We start from the raw sequence: 19,398 nt of genomic DNA, 5'->3' as shown, positions 1-19,398 counted from the left end.
GCCGCCGGCCACTCCCTGACCCGGCGGCCCTCAACTCGCCCTGCTTTCGCACCTGTTCGTCATTCCGAACCGGGTACAACGTTTCGCGCAGACTTCGTCCAACCTCTTGCCGAAGTATTAGCCGAAGGTTAACGTCCCGCTCCGCGAAGCAATTTCAGCCACCTGGCTCACGAGGTTTTCAGGGCCTCACCACGGCCGCGGAGCCGCAGCCGCACTCGACAGACAAGGACGTCAGCATGTCGGCACAGAGCAACAACAACTGGTCCCGCCGCTCGATCTTCCGGGCGGCCGCGGGCATGGCCGCCGCCGGCACGCTGGCCGCGTGCGGCAGCAACAACGGGCGGGGCGGCGGCAGCGGTTCGGGCAAGCAGCTGGTCCAGTACTTCCACGCCTACGGCGAGGCCGGCACCGAGCAGGCCATCAAGCGGTACGCGAAGGCGTACTCGAAGGCCAACGTGACCACGAACTGGATCACGGGCAGCAACTTCGAGTCCAAGCTCTTCGCGGCCCTGCTGACCAAGCAGGCGCCCGACGTCTTCGAGTTCCACCCGCAGATCCAGCTGGTCAAGAGCGGGCAGGTGGCCGACCTGACCGACCTCATCGACCCGGTCAAGGACGACTTCAACCCGGCCGACATCAAGTCCCACACGGTCGACGGCAAGATCTACGGCATCCGGATGATCGACGACCCGCAGTTCTTCTTCTACCGCAAGTCGATGCTGGAGAAGGCGAAGGTCGACGTCCCGACCACCCTCGACGAGCTGATCGAGGCCGCGGCCAAGCTCACCACCAGCAAGGTCAAGGGCCTCTTCCTCGGCAACGACCTCACCCCGGTCATCAACCCGCTGATCTGGTCGGCCGGCGCCGACACCCTCACCGCCGACAACAAGCCCGCCTTCCACACGGACGCCGTGGTCGCCGGCATGAAGCAGCTGCGCCAGCTGTTCACCAGCGGCAACCTGCTGCTGGACGCCCCGGCCGACTACTGGGACCCGTCCGCGCTCGACCAGGGCCTGTGCGCCATCCAGTTCTGCGGTATGTGGGCGATGCCCGTGATGCAGAAGGCGCTCGGCGACGACCTCGGCATCTTCCCGTTCCCGAAGGTCGGCGACAACGGCAAGCAGTCGGTCTACAACGGCGGCTGGTCGATGTTCGTCAACGCCAAGGGCGACAACGTCGAGGCGGCCAAGGAATACGTGAAGTGGCTGTGGATCGACCAGAAGAAGTACCAGGAGGACTGGGCCACCTCGTACGGCTTCCACATCCCGCCGCGCACCTCCATCGCGCAGTCCGCCACCAAGCTGAAGACCGGTCTGCCCGCGGAGGGCGTGAAGCTCTTCAACGACTTCGGGCACTTCGACAACATCGGCTGGACCCAGGCGATGATCACCGCGCTGACCGACGCCTTCGCCAACAGCGTCCGCAAGGACGGCGACCCGGGCGCCGCGCTCACCACCGCGGAGAAGAAGGTCAACACCGAGCTCACGAAGCTCTTCGGCTAGCCCGACGGAGAGACCCGGACATGTCGACCACCACCACGCGCGGGGTCGCCCAGCCCGCCCCGGCCACGGCTCCCCAGGCCCGGCCGCGGCGGGGCCTGCGGGGCAACCCGACCTTCAACTTCTGGCTCTTCACCGGGCCGTTCCTCATCGGCCTGGTGATCTTCGTCTTCGTACCGATCGTCTGGAGCGTCTGGCTCAGCTTCTTCGACGCCCGGTTCACCGTCACACCGAGCAAGTTCGTCGGCCTCGACAACTACAAGGCCATGCTGACGAACTCCAACTTCACCGGTTCGCTGGTGACGTTCACCGTGTTCGCCGCCCTCATCGTGCCGCTCACCTGGGCGCTGTCCCTGGGGCTCGCGCTCCTGGTGCACCGGCTGAGGTTCATGCGGGCGTTCTTCCGCTCGGTGTTCTTCCTGCCCACCGCGTGCAGCTACGTCGCCGCCGCGCTGATCTGGAAGATGTCCATCTTCACCGGCGTCCGCTTCGGCCTGATGAACACGGTCCTCGGCTGGTTCGGCGTCGACAACATCGCCTACCTGTCCGACCCGAGTCCCCCCTGGTACTGGCTGGTCATCCTGACCGTACGGCTGTGGCTCCAGGCCGGCTTCTACATGATCCTGTTCCTCGCCGCGCTCCAGAACATCCCGACGGAGCTGTACGAGGCGGCCGCGATCGACGGCGCCAAGCCCGGCTGGCAGACCTTCCGGTACATCACGCTGCCCCAGCTGCGCGCCACCTCCACCGCGGTGATCCTGCTGCTGCTCATCGCCGCCTACCAGGCCTTCGACGAGTTCTTCAACATCATCACGACCAAGGCGACCTGGGCCCAGACACCCCTCATGATCCTGTACAAGACCGCTCTCGGTGAGAACCAGGACTACGGCGCGGGCAGCGCCGGCGCCGTCATCCTCACGGTGCTGATCTGCGCCGTCACACTCCTGCAGGGCAAGTTCATGGGATTCGGAAGGGGGGACGAGGCCAAGTGACCAGCACCGCACCCGAGGTCCGCAGGCCGCGCCGCGGCAAGCGCGGCAAGGTGATCGGCAACACCGGTCTGTACGTCGCCGTCAGCATCGCCGCCCTGCTCTTCCTGATCCCCTTCTACCTCATCGTCCGCAACGCCCTCTCCACGGACCCGGAGATCACCGGCGAGAACTGGAAGCTGCTCCCCTCCTTCCAGTGGGGCAACATCAGCGAGCTGTTCAGCGACACCACGGTGGACTTCGGCCGGTCCATGTGGAACTCGACGGTGATCGCCGTCGCCATGACCGTCGGCACCCTGCTGGTCTGCTCCCTGGCCGGCTACGGACTCGCCCGGATCCCCTACCGGCACGCGAACAAGGTCTTCTACGTGGTCCTCGCGACCCTGATGGTCCCGACGGCGGTCACCTTCGTGCCCAGCTTCGTGCTGGTCTCGTCCCTCGGCTGGGTGGACACCTATCGCGGTCTGATCATCCCGGGCCTGTTCAGTGGTTTCACCTGCTTCCTGTTCCGGCAGTACTTCCTGGGGTTCCCGAAGGAGCTGGAGGAGGCGGCGCGGGTGGACGGGCTCGGCTACTGGGGCGCGTACTGGCGGGTCGTCGTACCCAACTCGCTGAACTTCTTCGCGGCCATCGCCACGATCACGTTCATCAGCGGCTGGAACGCCTTCCTGTGGCCGCTGGTCATCGGGCAGGACCCCAGCTCCTGGACGGTCCAGGTCGCGCTCTCCTCGTACATGACCAACCAGACCGTCAACTTCCACCTGATCTTCATGGCCACCGCCATCTCCATCCTGCCCCTGGTGTTCGTGTTCCTCTTCCTCCAGCGCTGGCTGGTGCAGGGGATCGCGCAGACCGGCATCAAGGGCTGAGCCGCACTCTCACGACCTGGAGACCGATGTCTTTCCGCAACTCCACGGCCACCGACTACGTCGAGGACGTCTCCCCGGGCTCGGGCGCGCTGCCGCCCCGCGCCTGGTATCCGGCCTCGGACGCCAGGTCACTGTCGCTGAACGGCAGTTGGCGTTTCCGGCTGTCGCCGACGGCGGACGCGCAGGACGACGCGTTCGCCGAGCCGGGGTACGACGCCGGCGGCTGGGCGGAGGTCTCGGTCCCGGGGCACTGGGTGCTCCAGGGCCAGGGCGCGCCGATCTACACCAACCACCTGTACCCGTTCCCGGTGGACCCGCCCAGGGTCCCGACCGAGAACCCCACCGGGGACCATCTGCGGTTCTTCGACCTGCCGGAGGGCTGGGACCCGGCGGACGGCGGGGCGGTGCTGCGCTTCGACGGGGTCGAGTCCTGCGCCCGGGTCTGGCTGAACGGCACGGACATCGGCGAGTTCAAGGGCTCCCGGCTGCCGCACGAGTTCGCGGTCGGCCACCTGCTGAGGCCGGCCGGGAACGTCCTCGCCGTCCGGGTCCACCAGTGGTCGGCCGGCTCCTACCTGGAGGACCAGGACCAGTGGTGGCTGCCCGGCATCTTCCGTGACGTGACCCTGCTGCACCGCCCGGCGGGCGCGGCCCTCGACTTCTTCGTGCACGCCTCCTACGACCACACCGGCGGCGCGGGCACCCTGCGCGTCGACTCCGACGTGGACGGCCGGGTCACCGTGCCGGACCTGGGCATCGACATCGCCACCGGCGAGCCGGTGACCGTACCGGTCCAGGCGTGGACGGCCGAGACCCCGAAGCTGTACGACGGTGTCCTGGCCACCGAGGGCGAGCGGGTGCCCCTGCGGATCGGGTTCCGGACGGTGGAGCTGGCCGACGGGCTGATCAAGGTCAACGGGAAGGCCGTCCTGTTCAAGGGCGTCAACCGGCACGAGTGGCACCCGGAGCGGGGCCGCGCCCTCGACCTGGAGACCATGCGGGCGGACGTGCTGCTGATGAAGCGGCACAACATCAACGCCGTCCGCACCTCCCACTACCCGCCGCACCCGGCCTTCCTCGACCTGTGCGACGAGTACGGCCTGTGGGTGATCGACGAGTGCGACCTGGAGACCCACGGCTTCACCGAGCAGGCCTGGCGGGACAACCCGGTCGACGACGACCGGTGGACCCCGGCCCTGCTCGACCGGGCCGCCCGGATGGTCGAACGCGACAAGAACCACCCGTCGGTCGTCATCTGGTCCCTCGGCAACGAGGCCGGCACCGGCCGGGGCCTGACCGCGATGGCCGAGTGGATCCACGGCCGGGACGCCTCGCGCCTGGTGCACTACGAGGGTGACATCGACTGCCGTGACACCGACGTCTACTCACGGATGTACGCCGACCACGCCGAGGTCGAGCGGATCGGCCGCGGCCTGGACGGCGGCACCCACGGGCGCCGTCGACTCCCCTTCATCCTCTGCGAGTACGGCCACGCCATGGGCAACGGCCCCGGCGGCCTCGCCGACTACCAGCGGATCTTCGAGTCGTACGACCGGCTCCAGGGCGGCTTCATCTGGGAGTGGATCGACCACGGCGTCAAGGACGAGCGGTACGGCTTCGCGTACGGCGGCGACTTCGGCGAGGAGCTGCACGACGGGAACTTCGTCTGCGACGGCCTGGTCTTCCCGGACCGGCGGCCCTCCCCGGGCCTGGTGGAGTTCAAGAAGGTGATCGAGCCGGTCGCCATCGAGGGTGACGGCCCCGCCGTGCGGATCACCAACAAGCAGGACTTCGCGGACCTGTCGGCGCTGGCCTTCGAGTGGTCGTACCAGGTCGACGGCGAGACCGTGGAGTCGGGCAGCCTGGCCGTACCGGCCCTGGCCCCCGGCGAGTCGGCGGACGTCAAGCTGCCGGAGCCGCCCGTCACCACGGGCGGCGGCGAGACCGGGTGGACGGTACGGGCGCTGCTGGCGGCCGACACCGCGTGGGGACCCCGGGGCCATGTCGTCGCCTGGGGCCAAGTGCCCGTGTCGGAGCGGCAGTCGCCGCCCTTCGCGGTGGCCGGCGGGCCGGTCCCCGGCGAGGACGTGATCCGCCTCGGGCCGGCCGTCTTCGACGCCCGCAGCGGCGCGCTGCGGAGCATCGGCGCGGTGGACGTGACCGGACTGCGCCTGGACGTCTGGCGGGCGACGACCGACAACGACGACGGTGCCGCCTGGCAGAGCGACATCCGCTACGCCGCGCTGTGGCGCAAGTTCGGTCTGCACCGGATGCGGCACCGCCTGGACGCGGTCGAACTCGACGGCGACGCCCTGACCGTGCGCTCCCGGGTCGCGCCCGCGGCCTGGGAGTTCGGCCTGCCGACGGTCTACCGCTGGACCACCGACGGCGACCGCCTCCGCCTCACCGTCACCGTCACCCCCGACGGCGACTGGACGGTGCCGCTGCCCCGGCTCGGTATCCGCTTCGGGCTGCCGGCCGCCGACCGGGTGCGGTGGTTCGGCGGCGGGCCCGAGGAGGCGTACCCGGACACCAGGTCGGCCTCCCTGCTCGCCCGTTGGGAGTCGACGGTCGACGATCTCCAGACGCCCTACGTCCGTCCGCAGGAGAACGGCGCCCGCGCGGACGTCCGTTGGGCGGAGATCGGCGGTCTGCGGATCGAGGGCGACCCGGAGTTCTGGTTCACGGCCCGCCGCTGGACCACCGAGCAGTTGGACGCGGCCGCCCACCGCACCGACCTCACCCCGTCCGGCACGGTCTGGGTCAACCTGGACCACGGCCTGCACGGCATCGGCTCGCAGTCCTGCGGCCCGGGCGTCCTGCCGCAGTACCAACTCCACGCCGGACCGGCCGAGTTCTCCTTCGTGTTCGCGAACCTCGGCTGAGCCAGGACCGCTCCGACGGGCCCCGGACCACGCACGGTCCGGGGCCCTTCCGCGCTCGTCACCGCCCGTGGCCCGGCCCGCACCGGTACAGCGTGTAGATCGAGACGCGCACCGGCGCGCAGTGGCCGATGACCCAGCGCAGCAGGGCCCGGCCGGGGGTCTTGGCACCCCGGGCACGGTGGGTGAGGTCGGCGTGGCCCAGCAGGACGTAGCGGAGCCGGCCGGTGTCGATCAGGTGGTGGAAGGTGCTGGGCGCGGGGTACGGCACATGGGCGGTGAAGCCGCCGAGCGGGAGGATGGAGGCGTTGTCGGAGAGGATGTACGGCGCGGCCATCTGCCAGCGGGGCACGGCGGCCAGGTAGCGGGCGCCGTCGCGGTGGGCGGTGAGGTAGGCGAGGACGCGTCGCTGGGGCGGGTCCAGGGCCAGGGCGCCGTTGCGGGTGGCGATGCTGCCGGGGCCGATCCGGCCGAAGCCGCCGGGCTGGTTGTAGCGCAGGGAGGTCGCGGACGCGGACCAGACCGTGGGGACGACCAGGACCGCGGCGAGGGCGACGGCCAGGGCGGCCCGGCGCGGGCGCGATCCGCCGACGGCGAAGAGGACCAGGGCCGGCAGGGCGAGGACCGCGGCGACGGCGACGGACCAGGTGAAGAAGCGCGGGTAGTACAGGGTGAGGGCCGCGCACCAGCCGACGTTGACGGCGAGGACCGCGCAGAGCACGCCCCGGCGCCGCACCCGGGTCACGGCCACGGCGGCCAGCGCCGACAGGCCGACCGCCACCACGCCCATGTAGTAGGTGTGTCCGGTCACGCTGCCGAAGCTGAAGACCAGGAAGAACGTCACCAGCCAGCCGCCCCACAGCAGGTACCCGGCGAGGAAGGGGTCGGTGCGCGGCGGGCGGCGGCGCCACAGGCCGTAGAGTCCGGCTGCCAGGCCCAGCGCCGCCAGCGGGTACAGCCAGCCCGTCTGGCTGGCCAGCCCGGGGCTGAACATCTTCCAGACGCTGTCGCCCATCCCCACCGACGCCCGGCTGTGCGCCCGGTCGGCGACGATGCTGCCGGTGCCGGACGCGTCGATGCCCAGTGCCTGGAAGCGGGTCAGGAAGTTGTAGCCGACGACCAGGGCGAACGGCGAGTTGTCGGTCGTGCCGTCGAGGTAGGGGCGGGCGGTGGCGGGGGTGAGGCCGACGGCCAGCATCCAGGACAGCGACACGGCCAGCATGACCGCGCCGGACACGGCGAGGTCCCGGATCCGGCGGCGCGGCGTGGTCGGCGCGGCCACCAGGTAGGTCACGGCCAGCGCGGGCAGCACCGCCCAGGCCTCCAGCATCTTGCACTGGAAGGCCACCCCGACCCAGACGCCGGCCAGTACGAGGGTGCGCGGCCGGGCGCGGGCGGTGGCCCGCTGGGTGGCCTCGGCGGCCAGCAGCAACAGCAGGACGAACGGGGCGTCCTCGGTGACCGAACGGCCCAGGCCCACGGTCACCGGGGTGAGCGTGAGGAAGGCGGCGGCCAGCAGCCCGGCCGGTACGCCGGCCCAGCGTCGTACCACCACATGCAGCAGGACCACCGAGGCCACGCCCTCCAGGGCCTGCGGGACCACCAGGGACCACGGGTGGAAGCCGAGGACCAGCGCCGACAGGGCCTGCGGCCACAGGAAGCCGGGCAGCTTGTCCAGGGTGATGGAGCCCGCCGGGTCGAAGGAGCCGTAGAGGAACGCGACCGGGTTGTCGGTCATGCTGCGGACCGCGCTCGCGTAGAAGGAGTGGTACGCGCTGTGCCAGATGCCCCAGAAGAAGAGCAGCGCGGCGACGGTGGCGATGCCGGCGAGGATCGGGATCTCGTAGCGCTGGGTGCGGCTGCGTGCCGGGGCCGGCGGGGGCGGCGGCCCCTCGACTCGGACGAGCGGCTCGGCGCTGACAGGGCTCGGCATCGCGGACGGCCTCCAGGACTCCCGGTATCCAGGGATTCCAGAACGCCCTGGACTGCTACGGCCTGTAGGACGACTGGATCTCGCCGAACGTCACGCCCGGAATGTCAAGGAACATTCGGGATTTTCGTGAGTACCGGTCGTGGAAGCTGTAAGAATCCTGAATCCCGCCTGTGTCTCACCGCCGGGTGTGCTGGGCCGCGAGCCGCACCGGCGCGTTCTGTGCCCCGTACCCGCGGTATCCGAGGTCTCGCTCGACCAGTTCGAAGAACACCCGTCCGACGGTCCGCGTGTAGCAGTGCCGGAAGGCACCGCCCGCGTCCCGGTCGTAGAGGATGCCGAGTTCGCGGTACGTCTCCAACTCCCCGTCGGCGAACTCGTACCGGGCGGCGAGGTCGTCGTGGTAGTTGCCGGGGATGGGCAGCAGGGCGCCGCCCGCCGCACGGAAGGCGCGGGCCGCGGCCACCACGTCGTCGACGGCCAGGGCGACGTGCTGGGCGTGCAGGGTGTCGTCGGCCGGTGCCGCGCCGACGCCCAGGGCGATCCGGACGCTGCCGTCGGCGTTGGTGACGGCCCGGGAGCGCAGCAGTCCGTAGGGGTCGGCCACGTCCACGCTCTCCTGGGCGTGCAGACCGAGCACGCTGCGGTGGAAGAGGGTCGCCTCGTCGTACTGGTGCCAGGGCTGGGTGAGCGCGAGGTGGTCGATGCGTGCCGGGGCGGCCGGCGGGGTGTGCGGTACGTCCGTGAAGTCGGCCCGCCAGTCGGGGAGTCCGGGGGCGCCGCCGGTCGCGCAGAAGAACAGTTCCGTGCCGTCGGGTGCGGCGACCGCGTCGAGCGGGGCGTCCTCGGGGGCCCGGCGGCGGGGCAGCACGGGAGCGAGCAGGGCCTCGGCGCGGCGGGCGGCGGCCCGCGGATCCGGTGACTCCAGGCCGATCGCGGCGAGCTGCGTCCCGTCACGGCGGGCCGCGGGACCGGTGTTGACCAGGATCCGGGCCTCGCCCCGCTCCCACAGGTCGACGGGCTTGCTCCGATGACGCGCGGTCCGGGCGAAGCCGAGCGCACCGAGCAGCGCCGACACGGGTTCCCCGTCCGGGGTGACCAGTTCGGCGAACGCGACCCCCGTCGGCACCACCGGCGCGGGCAACTCCCCCGCCCCGACGGCCTCTTGCAGCACCAGCAACGAACGCTGCGCGTCCACGGCGGTCGGCCCGGCCTCGGCCTGCCGGAACACGTCGTTGAAGACTTCGAGGGAGAGCGGCCCGTCGTATCCCGTGCGCAGCACGTGCCGCACCAGCCCGGCGACGTCGAACCCGCCCTGCCCGGGGAAGCACCGGTAGTGCCGGCTCCACTGCAGCACGTCCATGGCCAGCAGCGGGGCGTCGGCCAACTGCAGGAAGAAGATCTTCTCGCCGGGTATGTCCTCGATCCCCTTGGGGTCGGATCCACGGGACAGGATGTGGAAGCTGTCGAGGCAGGTCCCGAGGGCGGGGTGACCGGCCGCCTCGACGATCCGCCAGGCGTGGTCGTACGTGCTGACGTGCCGCCCCCAGGCGAGTGCCTCGTAGGCGACACGGATGCCGAACTCCGATGCCAGCGAGGCAAGTTCCGAAAGCTGCCGCGCGGCCAGATCGTCGTCGTCCACCGCGAGCGGGGAGACCGACGAACAGACGAGCACAGTATCGGCGCCCAACTCCCGCATCAGCTCGAACTTGTGCCGCGCCCGCCGCAGATTCCGACCGAACTCTCCTTCCGGCACGGCCTCGATGTCCCGCATGGGCTGATAGAGGTCGATCGTGAGCCCGAGATCGGCACAGCGGGCCCGGATCTCCCGGGGCGACAGCGGACTGGCCAGCAGATCGTTCTCAAAGATCTCGACCCCGTCGAACCCGGCACGGGAGGCGGCGGTCAGCTTCTCGGTGAGCGACCCACTGAGCGAAACGGTGGCAACAGAAGTACGCATGACCTTTTTCCTCACGTTCACTGCAACCCCCCTGCTTTTAGGGGCGCGGGGAACAGCGCGACCAGCCCCCACCGCCCCGCACCCGTCACACAACCTGCCCCGCCGAGCTCTCAGCCAGCTCCGCGATGTCGGCCAGCATCCGAACCGCGTCCGGCTCCCGCCCCGTGAACAACCGAAACGCGTCCGCCGCCTGGAACACGGCCATACCGCCCCCGTCCAGCACCGCACACCCCAACGCCCGAGCGGTCCTCACCAGTTCCGTCTCCAGCGGCCGGTACACGACCTCGGCCACCCACAACTCGGGGCGCAGCAACTCCGCGGGCAACGGCAGCCCCGGATGCGCGGCCATCCCCGTGGGCGTCGCATGCACCAGCCCGTCCGCACCGGCCAGCAGTTCCGGCAGCCGATCCAAGCCCGCGGCGACCGCGCGCCCCGCGCCGAAGTGCCGGTTCAGCGAGCCCGCGAGATCGACGGCCCGGTCGGCGAGCGCGTCGACCACGGTGACCCGCTCGGCGCCCAACGTGAGCGTCGCGTGCGCGACGGCGGCCCCCGCGCCCCCGGCGCCGAGCTGCACGACGCCCTCCAGCGAAGCGTCCCGCAGCCCGCGCGCGAACGACGCCGCGAACCCGGTCACGTCCGTGTTGTGGCCGACCGCCCGCCCGTCGGCCTCGAACACCACCGTGTTGACCGCGCCGAGCGCCTCGGCCTGCGGGGAGAGCGCGTCCAGGTGCCCGATGACCAGCTGCTTGCAGGGATGCGTGATGTTCAGCCCGTCGAAGCCGAGGTCACGCGCACCCCGCACCAGCTCCCCCACGGCCTCCGGCGGAGCCCCCAGCACATCGATGTCGATCAGCCGGTACAGGTACCGCAGCCCCTGCCGGCCGGCCTCGCGCTCGTGCAGGGCAGGGCTGAGCGACGGACCGATACCGGAACCGATCAGTCCGACGAGATACGAGTCCTTGGCCACGTGGCCCTCCCGAGCGGCATAGCTAATGTACGAACTAGTACGTTAGCTATAACACCGGAGGCCACCGCAGGGGAAGACCTCTCCGACAGCGCCTCCGGTCCGGGCTTCTACAATCTCCGCACCGGCCTCCCCCGCCAAGGCACCCGATAGGAACCCGATGACCAGCGTCGACGAACCGGCAGCCGCCAACGGACGGATCCGTGACGCCGCCCGCACCCAGGCCGAGATCCTCGACGTGGCCACGCGGGAGTTCGCCCGGGCCGGCTACGACGGTGCCCGCGTGGACGAGATCGCGGCCCGCACCCGCACCACGAAGCGGATGATCTACTACTACTTCGGCGGCAAGGAGCAGCTGTTCACGGCGGTCCTGGAGCGGGCGTACGGCGTGATCCGCGAGGCCGAGCAGCAACTGGACGTGGAGCATCTGGACCCGGTCGCGGCGATCCGCAGGCTCGCCGAGCTGACCTTCGACCACCATGAGCAGCACCCGGACTTCATCCGCCTGGTCAGCATCGAGAACATCCACGGCGCCGAGCACATCGCCGCCTCCGAGAAGCTCGGCAGGATCGGCTCGCCGGCCCTGGAGGTGATCCGCCGGATCCTCGCCCAGGGGCAGGAGTCCGGGCTGTTCACGGCCGACGTCGACGCCGTCGACCTGCACGCGATGATCAGCTCGTTCTGCTTCTTCCGGGTGGCGAACCGGGCCACCTTCGGCGCCCTCTTCGGCCGTGACCTGGTGGATCCGGCGCAGCGCGCGCACTACCGGACCATGCTGGGCGACATGGTGATCGCCTACCTGACCGCGGAGCGCGCGGCGGACTGACCGTCGCACCGGGTCGTCCGGCACGACCTCTTGACAGCGGGGAAACGCGAGCGCAACATCCGTACCCATCGCGACTAACTACCCAGTGGGTTAATTAGCACCCGACCCCTGGTCCGCCGACCCCGTCATCCCTGGGATCCGGCCTTCTCCCCCGCCGCTCACTCCGCTTACGTTGGAGTTCCCCGAAGGAGCACCGCCGTGTCCGTCCCCGCACAGCCCGCCGCCACCGAGGCACCACCCGGCGGCCAGCCGAAGAAGGCCGCGCTGGCCGCCTGGATCGGCAGCGCCCTGGAGTACTACGACTTCTTCATCTACGGCAGCGCGGCCGCGCTGATCTTCCCGAAGGTCTTCTTCGACGACTCGGACCCGGCGACCGCGACCCTGCTGTCCCTGGCCACGTTCGGTGTCGCGTACGCGGCCCGGCCGGTGGGCGCGTTGTTCCTCGGGCACTTCGGGGACCGGGTCGGCCGTAAGAAGATCATGGTCTTCACGCTGCTGCTGATGGGCCTGTCGACGTTCCTGATCGGCTGTCTGCCGACCCGTGCCCAGGTGGGCGGACTGGCCCCGGTGCTGCTGGTGCTGTGCCGGGTGCTGCAGGGCATCTCGGCCGCCGGCGAGCAGGCCAGCGCCAGTTCCATGACCCTGGAGCACGCGCCGCCGAAACGGCGCGGCTTCTTCACCAGCTTCACCCTCGGCGGCACCCAGGGCGGGCAGCTGATCGCCACCCTCGTCTTCCTCGCGGTCGCCCAGCTCCCCGAGGACCAGCTGCTGTCCTGGGGCTGGCGGGTGCCGTTCTGGCTGAGTGTCGTGGTGGCCGTGGCCGGCTGGATGATCCGGCGCAGGCTGGAGGAGACCCCGGCCTTCGCCCGGCAGGCGGCGACCGAGGGCGTCGTACGGCTGCCGCTGGTCACGCTGGTGCGGCACCACTGGGCGGATGTGCTGCGGGTGATCGGGGGCGCGCTGATCGCCTCGGTGAGCACGATCTTCACGGTGTGGGCGCTGGCCTACGCGACGAGCGACTCGGTCGGGATGTCCAGGACCTCGATGCTGTGGGTGGGCGCGCTGGCGAACCTGGTGGCGCTGGGCGCGATCCCGGCGTGGGCGACGCTGTCCGACCGGATCGGCCGGCGGCCGGTGTACCTGATCGGGGCGGTGGGCAGCGCGGCGGCGATGTTCGGCTACCTGTGGGCGATCTCCACCGGCTCCTACCCGCTGATCATGCTGCTCGGGGTCGTCGCCTTCGGTGTCGTCTACAGCGCGGCGAACGGGGTGTGGCCGTCCTTCTACGGAGAGATGTTCTCGACCCGGGTGCGCCTGTCCGGGATGGCGATCGGCACCCAGATCGGGTTCGCGGTGGCCGGGTTCGCGGTGACCTTCGCGGCGCAGATCGCGGGTCCGGGCGGCGACGACTGGTCGGCGGTGGCCCTGTTCACGGCCGCCCTGTGCGTGCCGCCGGTGATCGCCGCGCTGTCGGCCCGCGAGACCCACACCGTGCCGACCGAGCTGCTCGGCGAGCGGCCGGGGGCGCAGGCGGCGCGACCGGAGACGGTGACGGCCTGAGCCGTACGCGCGGCCCCCGGAGCGAGGCTCCGGGGGCCGCGCGCGTCAGCCGGGTCAGCCGGGTCAGCCGGGTCAGCCGGAGACCAGCAGCTCCGTCCAGTCCTTCGCCACCCGCTCCAGCGAGAACCCCTCCCGGACCTGGCCCCGGGCCAGCTCCCCGGCCGAGCGCCAGTCCTCGTGCTCGGCGAGCCCGGCGATCGACTCCGCCATCGCCTGCGGGGTGTCGTGGATCCACCGCCGGTCGTAGATCTCGTCGGCGCCCGGCCAGGGCAGCAGTGCGGGCACGGCGCCGGAGGCCATGCCCTCGGCCGGGGCGAGGTGGAAGCTCTCGTCGTCGCTGGTGGACAGGACATGCCCGATCCGGCGCAGCCAGTTGGGCACGTCAGGGCCGAACTGGTCGAAGACGACGGCCCCTTCGAGCAGCGGGGAGGTCTGCATCCGGCGCAGGATCGCGTCGTAGTGGGCGCGTTCCTCGGGCTTGTTCCAGATCCACCAGTACTCCCACGGCGGCTTGGACTTGACCGAGAGGTGCCAGCGCCGGTCGTGGGCGCGGAGCGCTTCGAGGACGTCGAGGCCGAGGTCGAGGCGCTTGCGGCTGGGCGCGATGCCGATCATGCCGAGGCGGTGGCGGGCGCCGGGCGCCTTGGGGCGGTCGAGCTGCGCGACGTCGACCCAGTTGCCGATCGTGGTGATCTTCGCGGCGGGCCAGCCGGTGCGTTCCTCGGTGGCGCGGGCGTAGTACGGGCTGACGCACACCACCCGGTCCACGGCGTCGATGTCGACCTGCCGGGGATATCCGGCGTCGAGTTCGAAGCGGTGCAGCCGGACCACGAGCCGGCTGCCGCGCCGCTTGTGGCGGCTGTACCAGATCGCCGCCGGGCCGCACCACTCGACGACCACCACATCGGCCCAGTCGGCGAGTTCACGGCTGGCGGCCGGGTCGTGCCGGGCCAGCGCCGGCCAGGCGTCGACGCGCACCTCCAGGCCGGGCAGGGAGCGGAAGTGGTCGAGCAGCCGGGTGAGGAACTTCAGGTCGTGGCCGGCCACGCCGATCCGCAGCGGGCGGGCGCGGGTGGCGACGGCCGCGGGTGCGGGCGGGAAGGCCTGCTCCAGGTGGCCGCGCCAGCGGGTGGCCGCGGCCTCCATCGTGTACTGCCGGGCCGCCTGCGTGCACCGTGCGGCGGCGAGCCGCCGGGCCCCGGTGTCGCGGACGGCGAGGGCGACGGCGTCCACCGCGTCCGCGAGGGCCGCGTCGCCGGGGACGAACAGCGGGTAGTCGGGGCCGAGCAGCGCCTCGTGCGCGGGGGTGCGGTTGAGTACGACGGGCAGTCCGAGGGAGCCGAACTCCAGGACCTTGGTGGAGAGTTCGAGGCTGGCGTCGAGGGAGGGGTCGCGCCAGCCGAGGCCCAGGTCGCAGTCGGCGGCGATCCGCATGGCCTCCTCGCGGGGCACGCCGCCGTGGTGGACGACCTCGGGGGTGGTGCGCAGCGCCTCGGCCATGGCGGTGTCGAAACCGGGGTGCCCGGCATCCTTGTGGATCTTGTCGCCGACGGCGTGGAGTTCGGCCCGGATGCCGCGTTCGGCGAGCCGGGCGGGCAGCCGGGTCATGGGCAGGGTGTTCCAGCGGGGCGCGAACTTGCCGGTGTAGACGAGGCGTACCGGATCGTGCACGCCGTCGCGCCCGGGGATCGGGAAGCCCGGTTCGGGCACGGCGGGCGGGCTGAGCACGGCCCGGCCGCAGGCCTCCGGCACCCAGGCCTCCAGGAAGCAGCGCAACTCCTCGGTCTGGCACAGGAGTTGCCGGGAGGCGGTGGCGATGCGGGCCAGGTCGGCGCGGGCCTCCTCGGTCATCTCGGCCGGGGACTGCGGGATGTCGGTGAGGTAGGCCCAGACACGGCCGTCGAAGGCGCCCTCGCCGACGATCTGCTTCACCAGTCGGCGGCCGCGCAGCACCAGCAGGTCGCAGGGCTCCTCCTGGTCGAGGCGGGCGAGCAACTGCGCGGCCTGGAAAGGCGACAGGGGGTGGTTGCCCTGGCCGGGGACGAGGTGTTCCTCGTAGGGGCGCACCACAGTGACGCCGGGCAGTCCGGCCAGCGGGTCGGTCAGCCGGCCGGTCTCCACCGGGGCCTTGAGGACGAGGCGGGTCCGGCAGCCCGCCCGGGACAGCGCCTGGACCGTCGACTGGGCCCAGACGGCGGAGCCGTCGATGAGGTTGAGGTCCACGTCGCCGTAGACGAGCGCCCGGAGGGTGCGGGTCATGACGGCTCCTTTCCACGCACGGCGAACAGGCGGTGCCCCGCGCGCGACCAGGCGTCCGGCGGGGTGCCGGAGTCCAGCAGCGACCGGCGCACGAGCAGCGGCCGCAGGGTCGGTACGAAGGCGTAGTCGTCGGCGGCCGGGGTGTGGCCCACCGCGTCGGCGCCGGAGAACTCCTGCGCGCAGAGCAGGTCGAGCAGCAGGGTGTCCGGGCGGTCCTCGGTCAGGTCCGTCCAGTCGGCGACCCAGGGCGCGGTGGCCGGTCCGCAGTGCACGGTGACCGAGGCGGCGGTGAGTTCGTCGAGGGCGAGGCCCGCCGGGTCGGCGACGACCACCTCGGCCGGCCGGTGCAGCTGGCCGAGCGCCTGGGCGACGAGCCGGGCGACGTCGGTGGCGTCCCGGGGCGCGGCGAGGACGGCGACCCGGCGCTCGTCCAGCGGGTCGGCGGCACCGGCCAGTTCGGCGAGCCGGGCCAGCCGGACCCGGGTGCTGTCCTGCTGGAAGACGTCCCGGAGCCGGTCCCGGCCGTCGGTGACCGGGTCGAGCCGGGCGAGCGCCGTACCGGTGTCGCCGTCCAGGACGGCGTCCCAGGGCAGCTGGGACAGGCCGGGCGCGGAGGAGGCCGGGCCGTCCCGCCACAGCACCGCCGTACGGCCCAGTCCCCTTGCCTGGCCGACCAGTTCGGCAAGCCGGTGGTCGAGGTCGGGGGCGAGGCCGGTGCCAGTGAGCGTCCAGGGTCCGGCCTCGCCGGTGCAGGCGCTGAGCTGGACGAGGAAGACGTCCGGGTCGGTGCGTTCGACCAGCAGCCGGCCGTCGTGCGGCAGCACCCGGCTGACCACCGCGTCCGCCGCGAAGTCGGCGGCGGTGCGGTCGGTGAGCACGCCGGTGATCACCAGCCGGTCGCGGGGCGCCACGGACAGCGCCCGGTGGGAGAGGTAGAAGCGGTCGTCGAGCAGTGTCTCCGGTGCGAGGGCCGGGGTCCGGGAGCCGGCGGCCCGGCCCTTGACGGCCTTGCGCTGCCGCCACAGCCCGTACAGCTCCCCCGGCAGCCGGGCCGCGCGCCGCTTGGGCGAACGGGCTGCCGACACCAGGGCCTTGCCGACCCGCAGCGAGGTGGAGCCCTCCAGCATGGACACCCGGGCCTCCAGGACGCCGACCCGGTCCCGGGCCCCGCGCAGGGCGGCCGTCAGCTGGTCCTTGTCGCGGACGGCCGCGGCCAGGCGCTCGGCGAGGCCGTCCTCGCGGGTGTTCTCCAGGGCGCGGGCACTCTCCTCGGCCGCCCGCTCCAGGTCGATCAGGCGGGCGCGCTGGGAGCGGGAGACGAAGTCGGCGAGGACGTACTCGTCGGCGATCCGGAGGGCCGTGGCGAATCCGTCGGCCGGCAGCGGGCGGCCGAACCAGTCGTGCGGCGGCAGGAGTTCCTCGGTGCACGCGAAGACCGCGCCGGCGTGCAGATGGGTGTAGCCGAGGCTGGCGGCGTGCAGCACCTGGCAGCGGTGGGCGACCAGGGCGTCCAGGAGGCGGTGGTAGGGCAGGTCGGTCCCCGGGTGGCCGAAGACGATCAGGCCGCGGGCGCCGGGCCGCATCCGTTCCAGTGCGGTGAGGCAGTCCGCCTCGTCGCCGTGCAGGGCGGGGTCGGGGCCGTAGCAGAGGAGCATCAGCTCCCCCTCGCCGACGGGCTGTTCGTGGCGGGTCAGGTCGACGCCGGGCGGCAGGTGGAGATAGGGGTCCAGACGCAGGCCGCCGCTCGTCGCGTCCACGACGGAGGTGACCTCGTCCAGGTGCGGGTGGAGCAGATCGGTCAGGCGCATCAGCGGGTCCTTGTGAAGACATGGAAGCCGACCCGGTTCTCGCGGAAGCCGTAGGGCCGGAACAGGGTGTGGCTCAGGCCCAGGGGCTCGAGTTCCTCGCGGTAGGCGGCGAGCGGGCGGTGCAGGATGTAGTCGCCGCGCGGGACGGGTTCGGGGATGTTCTCGTCGGTGACGATCAGCCGGCCGGTGATCCGGACGAGCGAGGCGAGGTTGCGCAGGCCGGCCGCCCACTCGGCGTCGTCCATGACGTGGAAGAGGACGTCCACGCACATCACCACGTCGTAGAGCCAGGGGCTGCGCCACTCGTCGAGGGCGGCGAACGCGTAGCGGGGTCCGCCGCCCTCCTCGCGGGCGTGGGCGACGGCCGCCTCGCTGGCGTCGAAGGCGTCCACGTGGTGGCCGCAGCGGGCCAGGGCGCGGGCGAAGTGCCCCTTGCCGCAGCCCGCGTCGAGGACGAAGAGCGGGGCGGCCGGGCTGGACAGGTCGCCGATCAGGGTGAGCAGCTGGCCGAGCCGGACCGCGTAGAAGATCTCGTTGCCGGGCCGGTCCAGGCCGATGTGGCCGCCGGAGGCGAGGTCGTCGCGTTCACGGTGCCGGGTGTCCCAGTAGGTGAGGGGGGCGCCGGTGTAGGTGAGGGGGGCGTCGGTGGTGGTGCGGGGGCCGTCGGCGTACGTACGGGCGGCGGCGGTGGGGGTGCGGGGGCCGTCGGCGTACGTACGGGCGGCGGCGGTGGGGGTGCGGGTGGCTTCAGTCATGGCGCTCCAGCCACTCGGTGAGGACGCGGGCGATCCGGGGGCCCGCCTTGCCGTCCCACAGCGGCGGCCCTTCCGGGGCGGCCGGGGCCTGCCCGTCCAGGACCTTGCGCAGGGCGGGTACGAGTTCGCCGTGCCGCACCAGGCGGTTGGTGCCGTGGGTGACGGTGACCGGGCGTTCGGTGGTGGTGCGCAGGGTCAGGCAGGGCACGCCCAGCACGGTGGTCTCCTCCTGGACGCCGCCGGAGTCGGTGATCACGGCGGCGGCCCCGCGGACCAGGCCCATGAACTCGACGTAGCCGAGCGGTTCGAGCAGGTGGATGCCGGGGGCGTCGGCGAGGCCCGCCTTGCGCAGGGCCTCCCGGCCGCGCGGGTGCAGCGGCACCGCGAGGTCGAGGTGGGTCGCGGCCTCGGTGAGGGCGCGGGCGGCAGCGGCGGCGGCCTCGGGGTCGTCGACGTTGGCCGGGCGGTGCAGGGTGACCACGCCGTACCGCTCGGGCAGTGCGTGGGCGGTACGGGCGGCGGCCGCGTCGAAATGGTCCAGATGGGTGAGCAGGGTGTCGATCATGGGGTTGCCGACGAGGTGCACCCGACCCGGGTCGACGCCCTCGCGGGCGAGGTGGCCGACGGCCTCCGGGCTGGTCGCGAGGAGCAGCTCGGCGAGCTGGTCGACCAGACGCCGGTTGACCTCCTCCGGCATCCCCATGTCGAAGCTGCGCAGGCCCGCCTCGACATGGGCCACCGGGATGCCGAGCTTGGCGGCGACCAGGGCCGCGGCCAGGGTCGAGTTCACGTCGCCGTAGACGACGACCAGGGCCGGGGCGCGGGCGAGCAGCTCGCTCTCCAGGGCCACCAGCAGGTCGGCGGTCTGCCGGGCGTGGCTGCCGGAGCCGACGCCGAGGTCGGTGTCCGGGGCGGGCAGGCCCAGCTCCCGGAAGAAGATGTGCGACATCCGTTCGTCGTAGTGCTGACCGGTGTGCACCAGGACCTGGTCGTGCCCGCTCGCGCGCAGGGCGGCGACGACGGGCGCGGCCTTCACGAAGTTCGGCCTGGTCCCTACGACATGGAGTACGCGGCCGTTCATGTCGTACGTTCTCCGC

Annotated in this window: 13 protein-coding genes; 6 read left to right on the top strand and 7 right to left on the bottom strand. The window is 71.9% G+C overall.

The window, feature by feature from the left end; all coding sequences use genetic code 11:
- Nucleotides 1-236: 236 nt before the first annotated feature.
- From ACIPSJ_RS31440 to ACIPSJ_RS31425, 4 genes are read left to right on the top strand one after another with little or no spacing between them, the layout of a single operon-like run.
- Nucleotides 237-1,502, top strand: a complete 1,266-nt coding sequence (locus ACIPSJ_RS31440) for a sugar ABC transporter substrate-binding protein (protein WP_359213957.1) — start codon at nt 237-239, stop codon at nt 1,500-1,502.
- Nucleotides 1,503-1,522: 20 nt separating this feature from the next.
- Nucleotides 1,523-2,491: a sugar ABC transporter permease gene (locus ACIPSJ_RS31435; protein ID WP_359213960.1), complete on the top strand. Its 969-nt coding sequence runs from the start codon at nt 1,523-1,525 to the stop codon at nt 2,489-2,491.
- Nucleotides 2,488-3,357, top strand: coding sequence for a carbohydrate ABC transporter permease (locus tag ACIPSJ_RS31430; RefSeq protein WP_359213963.1), 870 nt, complete (start codon nt 2,488-2,490; stop codon nt 3,355-3,357). Before ACIPSJ_RS31435 ends, ACIPSJ_RS31430 begins: the two co-directional genes overlap by 4 nt.
- A 26-nt stretch (nt 3,358-3,383) precedes the next feature.
- Nucleotides 3,384-6,242: a glycoside hydrolase family 2 TIM barrel-domain containing protein gene (locus tag ACIPSJ_RS31425; protein WP_401351059.1), complete on the top strand. Its 2,859-nt coding sequence runs from the start codon at nt 3,384-3,386 to the stop codon at nt 6,240-6,242.
- A gap of 58 nt (nt 6,243-6,300) precedes the next feature.
- On the opposite strand, the gene ACIPSJ_RS31420 is transcribed toward ACIPSJ_RS31425, so the two are convergent.
- The 3 genes from ACIPSJ_RS31420 to ACIPSJ_RS31410 all read right to left on the bottom strand — a co-directional run bounded on the left by ACIPSJ_RS31420 (nt 6,301) and on the right by ACIPSJ_RS31410 (nt 11,096).
- A complete protein-coding gene (locus tag ACIPSJ_RS31420; RefSeq protein ID WP_401351058.1) occupies nt 6,301-8,172 on the bottom strand; it encodes an ArnT family glycosyltransferase in 1,872 nt (623 codons plus the stop codon).
- 175 nt (nt 8,173-8,347) lie between these two features.
- Nucleotides 8,348-10,129 (bottom strand): TIM barrel protein, encoded by a 1,782-nt coding sequence (locus tag ACIPSJ_RS31415; protein WP_401351057.1) that lies wholly within the window; start codon nt 10,127-10,129, stop codon nt 8,348-8,350.
- Between the two features lie 85 nt (nt 10,130-10,214).
- The gene (locus ACIPSJ_RS31410; protein ID WP_401351056.1) at nt 10,215-11,096 is read right to left on the bottom strand and encodes a shikimate dehydrogenase; all 882 of its coding nucleotides are present in this window, start codon (nt 11,094-11,096) and stop codon (nt 10,215-10,217) included.
- Nucleotides 11,097-11,253: 157 nt separating this feature from the next.
- On the opposite strand from ACIPSJ_RS31410, the gene ACIPSJ_RS31405 reads away from it, so the two are divergent.
- Nucleotides 11,254-11,919: a TetR/AcrR family transcriptional regulator gene (locus tag ACIPSJ_RS31405; RefSeq protein WP_355713956.1), complete on the top strand. Its 666-nt coding sequence runs from the start codon at nt 11,254-11,256 to the stop codon at nt 11,917-11,919.
- Nucleotides 11,920-12,117: 198 nt separating this feature from the next.
- On the top strand, nt 12,118-13,479 hold the full coding sequence (locus tag ACIPSJ_RS31400; protein WP_401351055.1) for an MFS transporter: 1,362 nt from the start codon (nt 12,118-12,120) through the stop codon (nt 13,477-13,479).
- Between the two features lie 72 nt (nt 13,480-13,551).
- Here the strand turns inward: ACIPSJ_RS31400 and ACIPSJ_RS31395 are convergent, their stop codons facing one another.
- From ACIPSJ_RS31395 to wecB, 4 genes are read right to left on the bottom strand one after another with little or no spacing between them, the layout of a single operon-like run.
- Nucleotides 13,552-15,738 carry a glycosyltransferase gene (locus tag ACIPSJ_RS31395; protein WP_401351054.1) on the bottom strand — a complete coding sequence of 729 codons (2,187 nt, stop codon included), beginning with the start codon at nt 15,736-15,738 and terminating at the stop codon, nt 13,552-13,554.
- Nucleotides 15,735-17,546 (bottom strand): hypothetical protein, encoded by a 1,812-nt coding sequence (locus ACIPSJ_RS31390; protein WP_401351053.1) that lies wholly within the window; start codon nt 17,544-17,546, stop codon nt 15,735-15,737. The genes ACIPSJ_RS31395 and ACIPSJ_RS31390 overlap by 4 nt, the downstream gene beginning before the upstream one ends.
- Nucleotides 17,546-18,301, bottom strand: coding sequence for a class I SAM-dependent methyltransferase (locus ACIPSJ_RS31385; RefSeq protein WP_401351052.1), 756 nt, complete (start codon nt 18,299-18,301; stop codon nt 17,546-17,548). Before ACIPSJ_RS31385 ends, ACIPSJ_RS31390 begins: the two co-directional genes overlap by 1 nt.
- Nucleotides 18,294-19,382, bottom strand: a complete 1,089-nt coding sequence (gene wecB, locus ACIPSJ_RS31380; protein WP_401351050.1) for a non-hydrolyzing UDP-N-acetylglucosamine 2-epimerase — start codon at nt 19,380-19,382, stop codon at nt 18,294-18,296. The genes ACIPSJ_RS31385 and wecB overlap by 8 nt, the downstream gene beginning before the upstream one ends.
- Nucleotides 19,383-19,398: the final 16 nt, after the last annotated feature.

This window comes from Streptomyces sp. NPDC090088, from assembly GCF_044747345.1.
Classification (GTDB): Bacteria; Actinomycetota; Actinomycetes; order Streptomycetales; family Streptomycetaceae; genus Streptomyces.
This window is presented reverse-complemented; position numbering and strand designations above follow the sequence as displayed.

Bases quoted from the DNA above. Each gene is read 5' to 3' on its own strand.
- ACIPSJ_RS31390 (WP_401351053.1), bottom strand. From the start codon at position 17,546: ATGCGCCTGACCGATCTGCTCCACCCGCACCTGGACGAGGTCACCTCC.
- ACIPSJ_RS31415 (WP_401351057.1), bottom strand. From the start codon at position 10,129: ATGCGTACTTCTGTTGCCACCGTTTCGCTCAGTGGGTCGCTCACCGAG.
- ACIPSJ_RS31425 (WP_401351059.1), top strand. From the start codon at position 3,384: ATGTCTTTCCGCAACTCCACGGCCACCGACTACGTCGAGGACGTCTCC.
- ACIPSJ_RS31435 (WP_359213960.1), top strand. From the start codon at position 1,523: ATGTCGACCACCACCACGCGCGGGGTCGCCCAGCCCGCCCCGGCCACG.
- ACIPSJ_RS31385 (WP_401351052.1), bottom strand. From the start codon at position 18,301: ATGACTGAAGCCACCCGCACCCCCACCGCCGCCGCCCGTACGTACGCC.
- ACIPSJ_RS31395 (WP_401351054.1), bottom strand. From the start codon at position 15,738: ATGACCCGCACCCTCCGGGCGCTCGTCTACGGCGACGTGGACCTCAAC.
- ACIPSJ_RS31420 (WP_401351058.1), bottom strand. From the start codon at position 8,172: ATGCCGAGCCCTGTCAGCGCCGAGCCGCTCGTCCGAGTCGAGGGGCCG.
- wecB (WP_401351050.1), bottom strand. From the start codon at position 19,382: ATGAACGGCCGCGTACTCCATGTCGTAGGGACCAGGCCGAACTTCGTG.
- ACIPSJ_RS31440 (WP_359213957.1), top strand. From the start codon at position 237: ATGTCGGCACAGAGCAACAACAACTGGTCCCGCCGCTCGATCTTCCGG.
- ACIPSJ_RS31405 (WP_355713956.1), top strand. From the start codon at position 11,254: ATGACCAGCGTCGACGAACCGGCAGCCGCCAACGGACGGATCCGTGAC.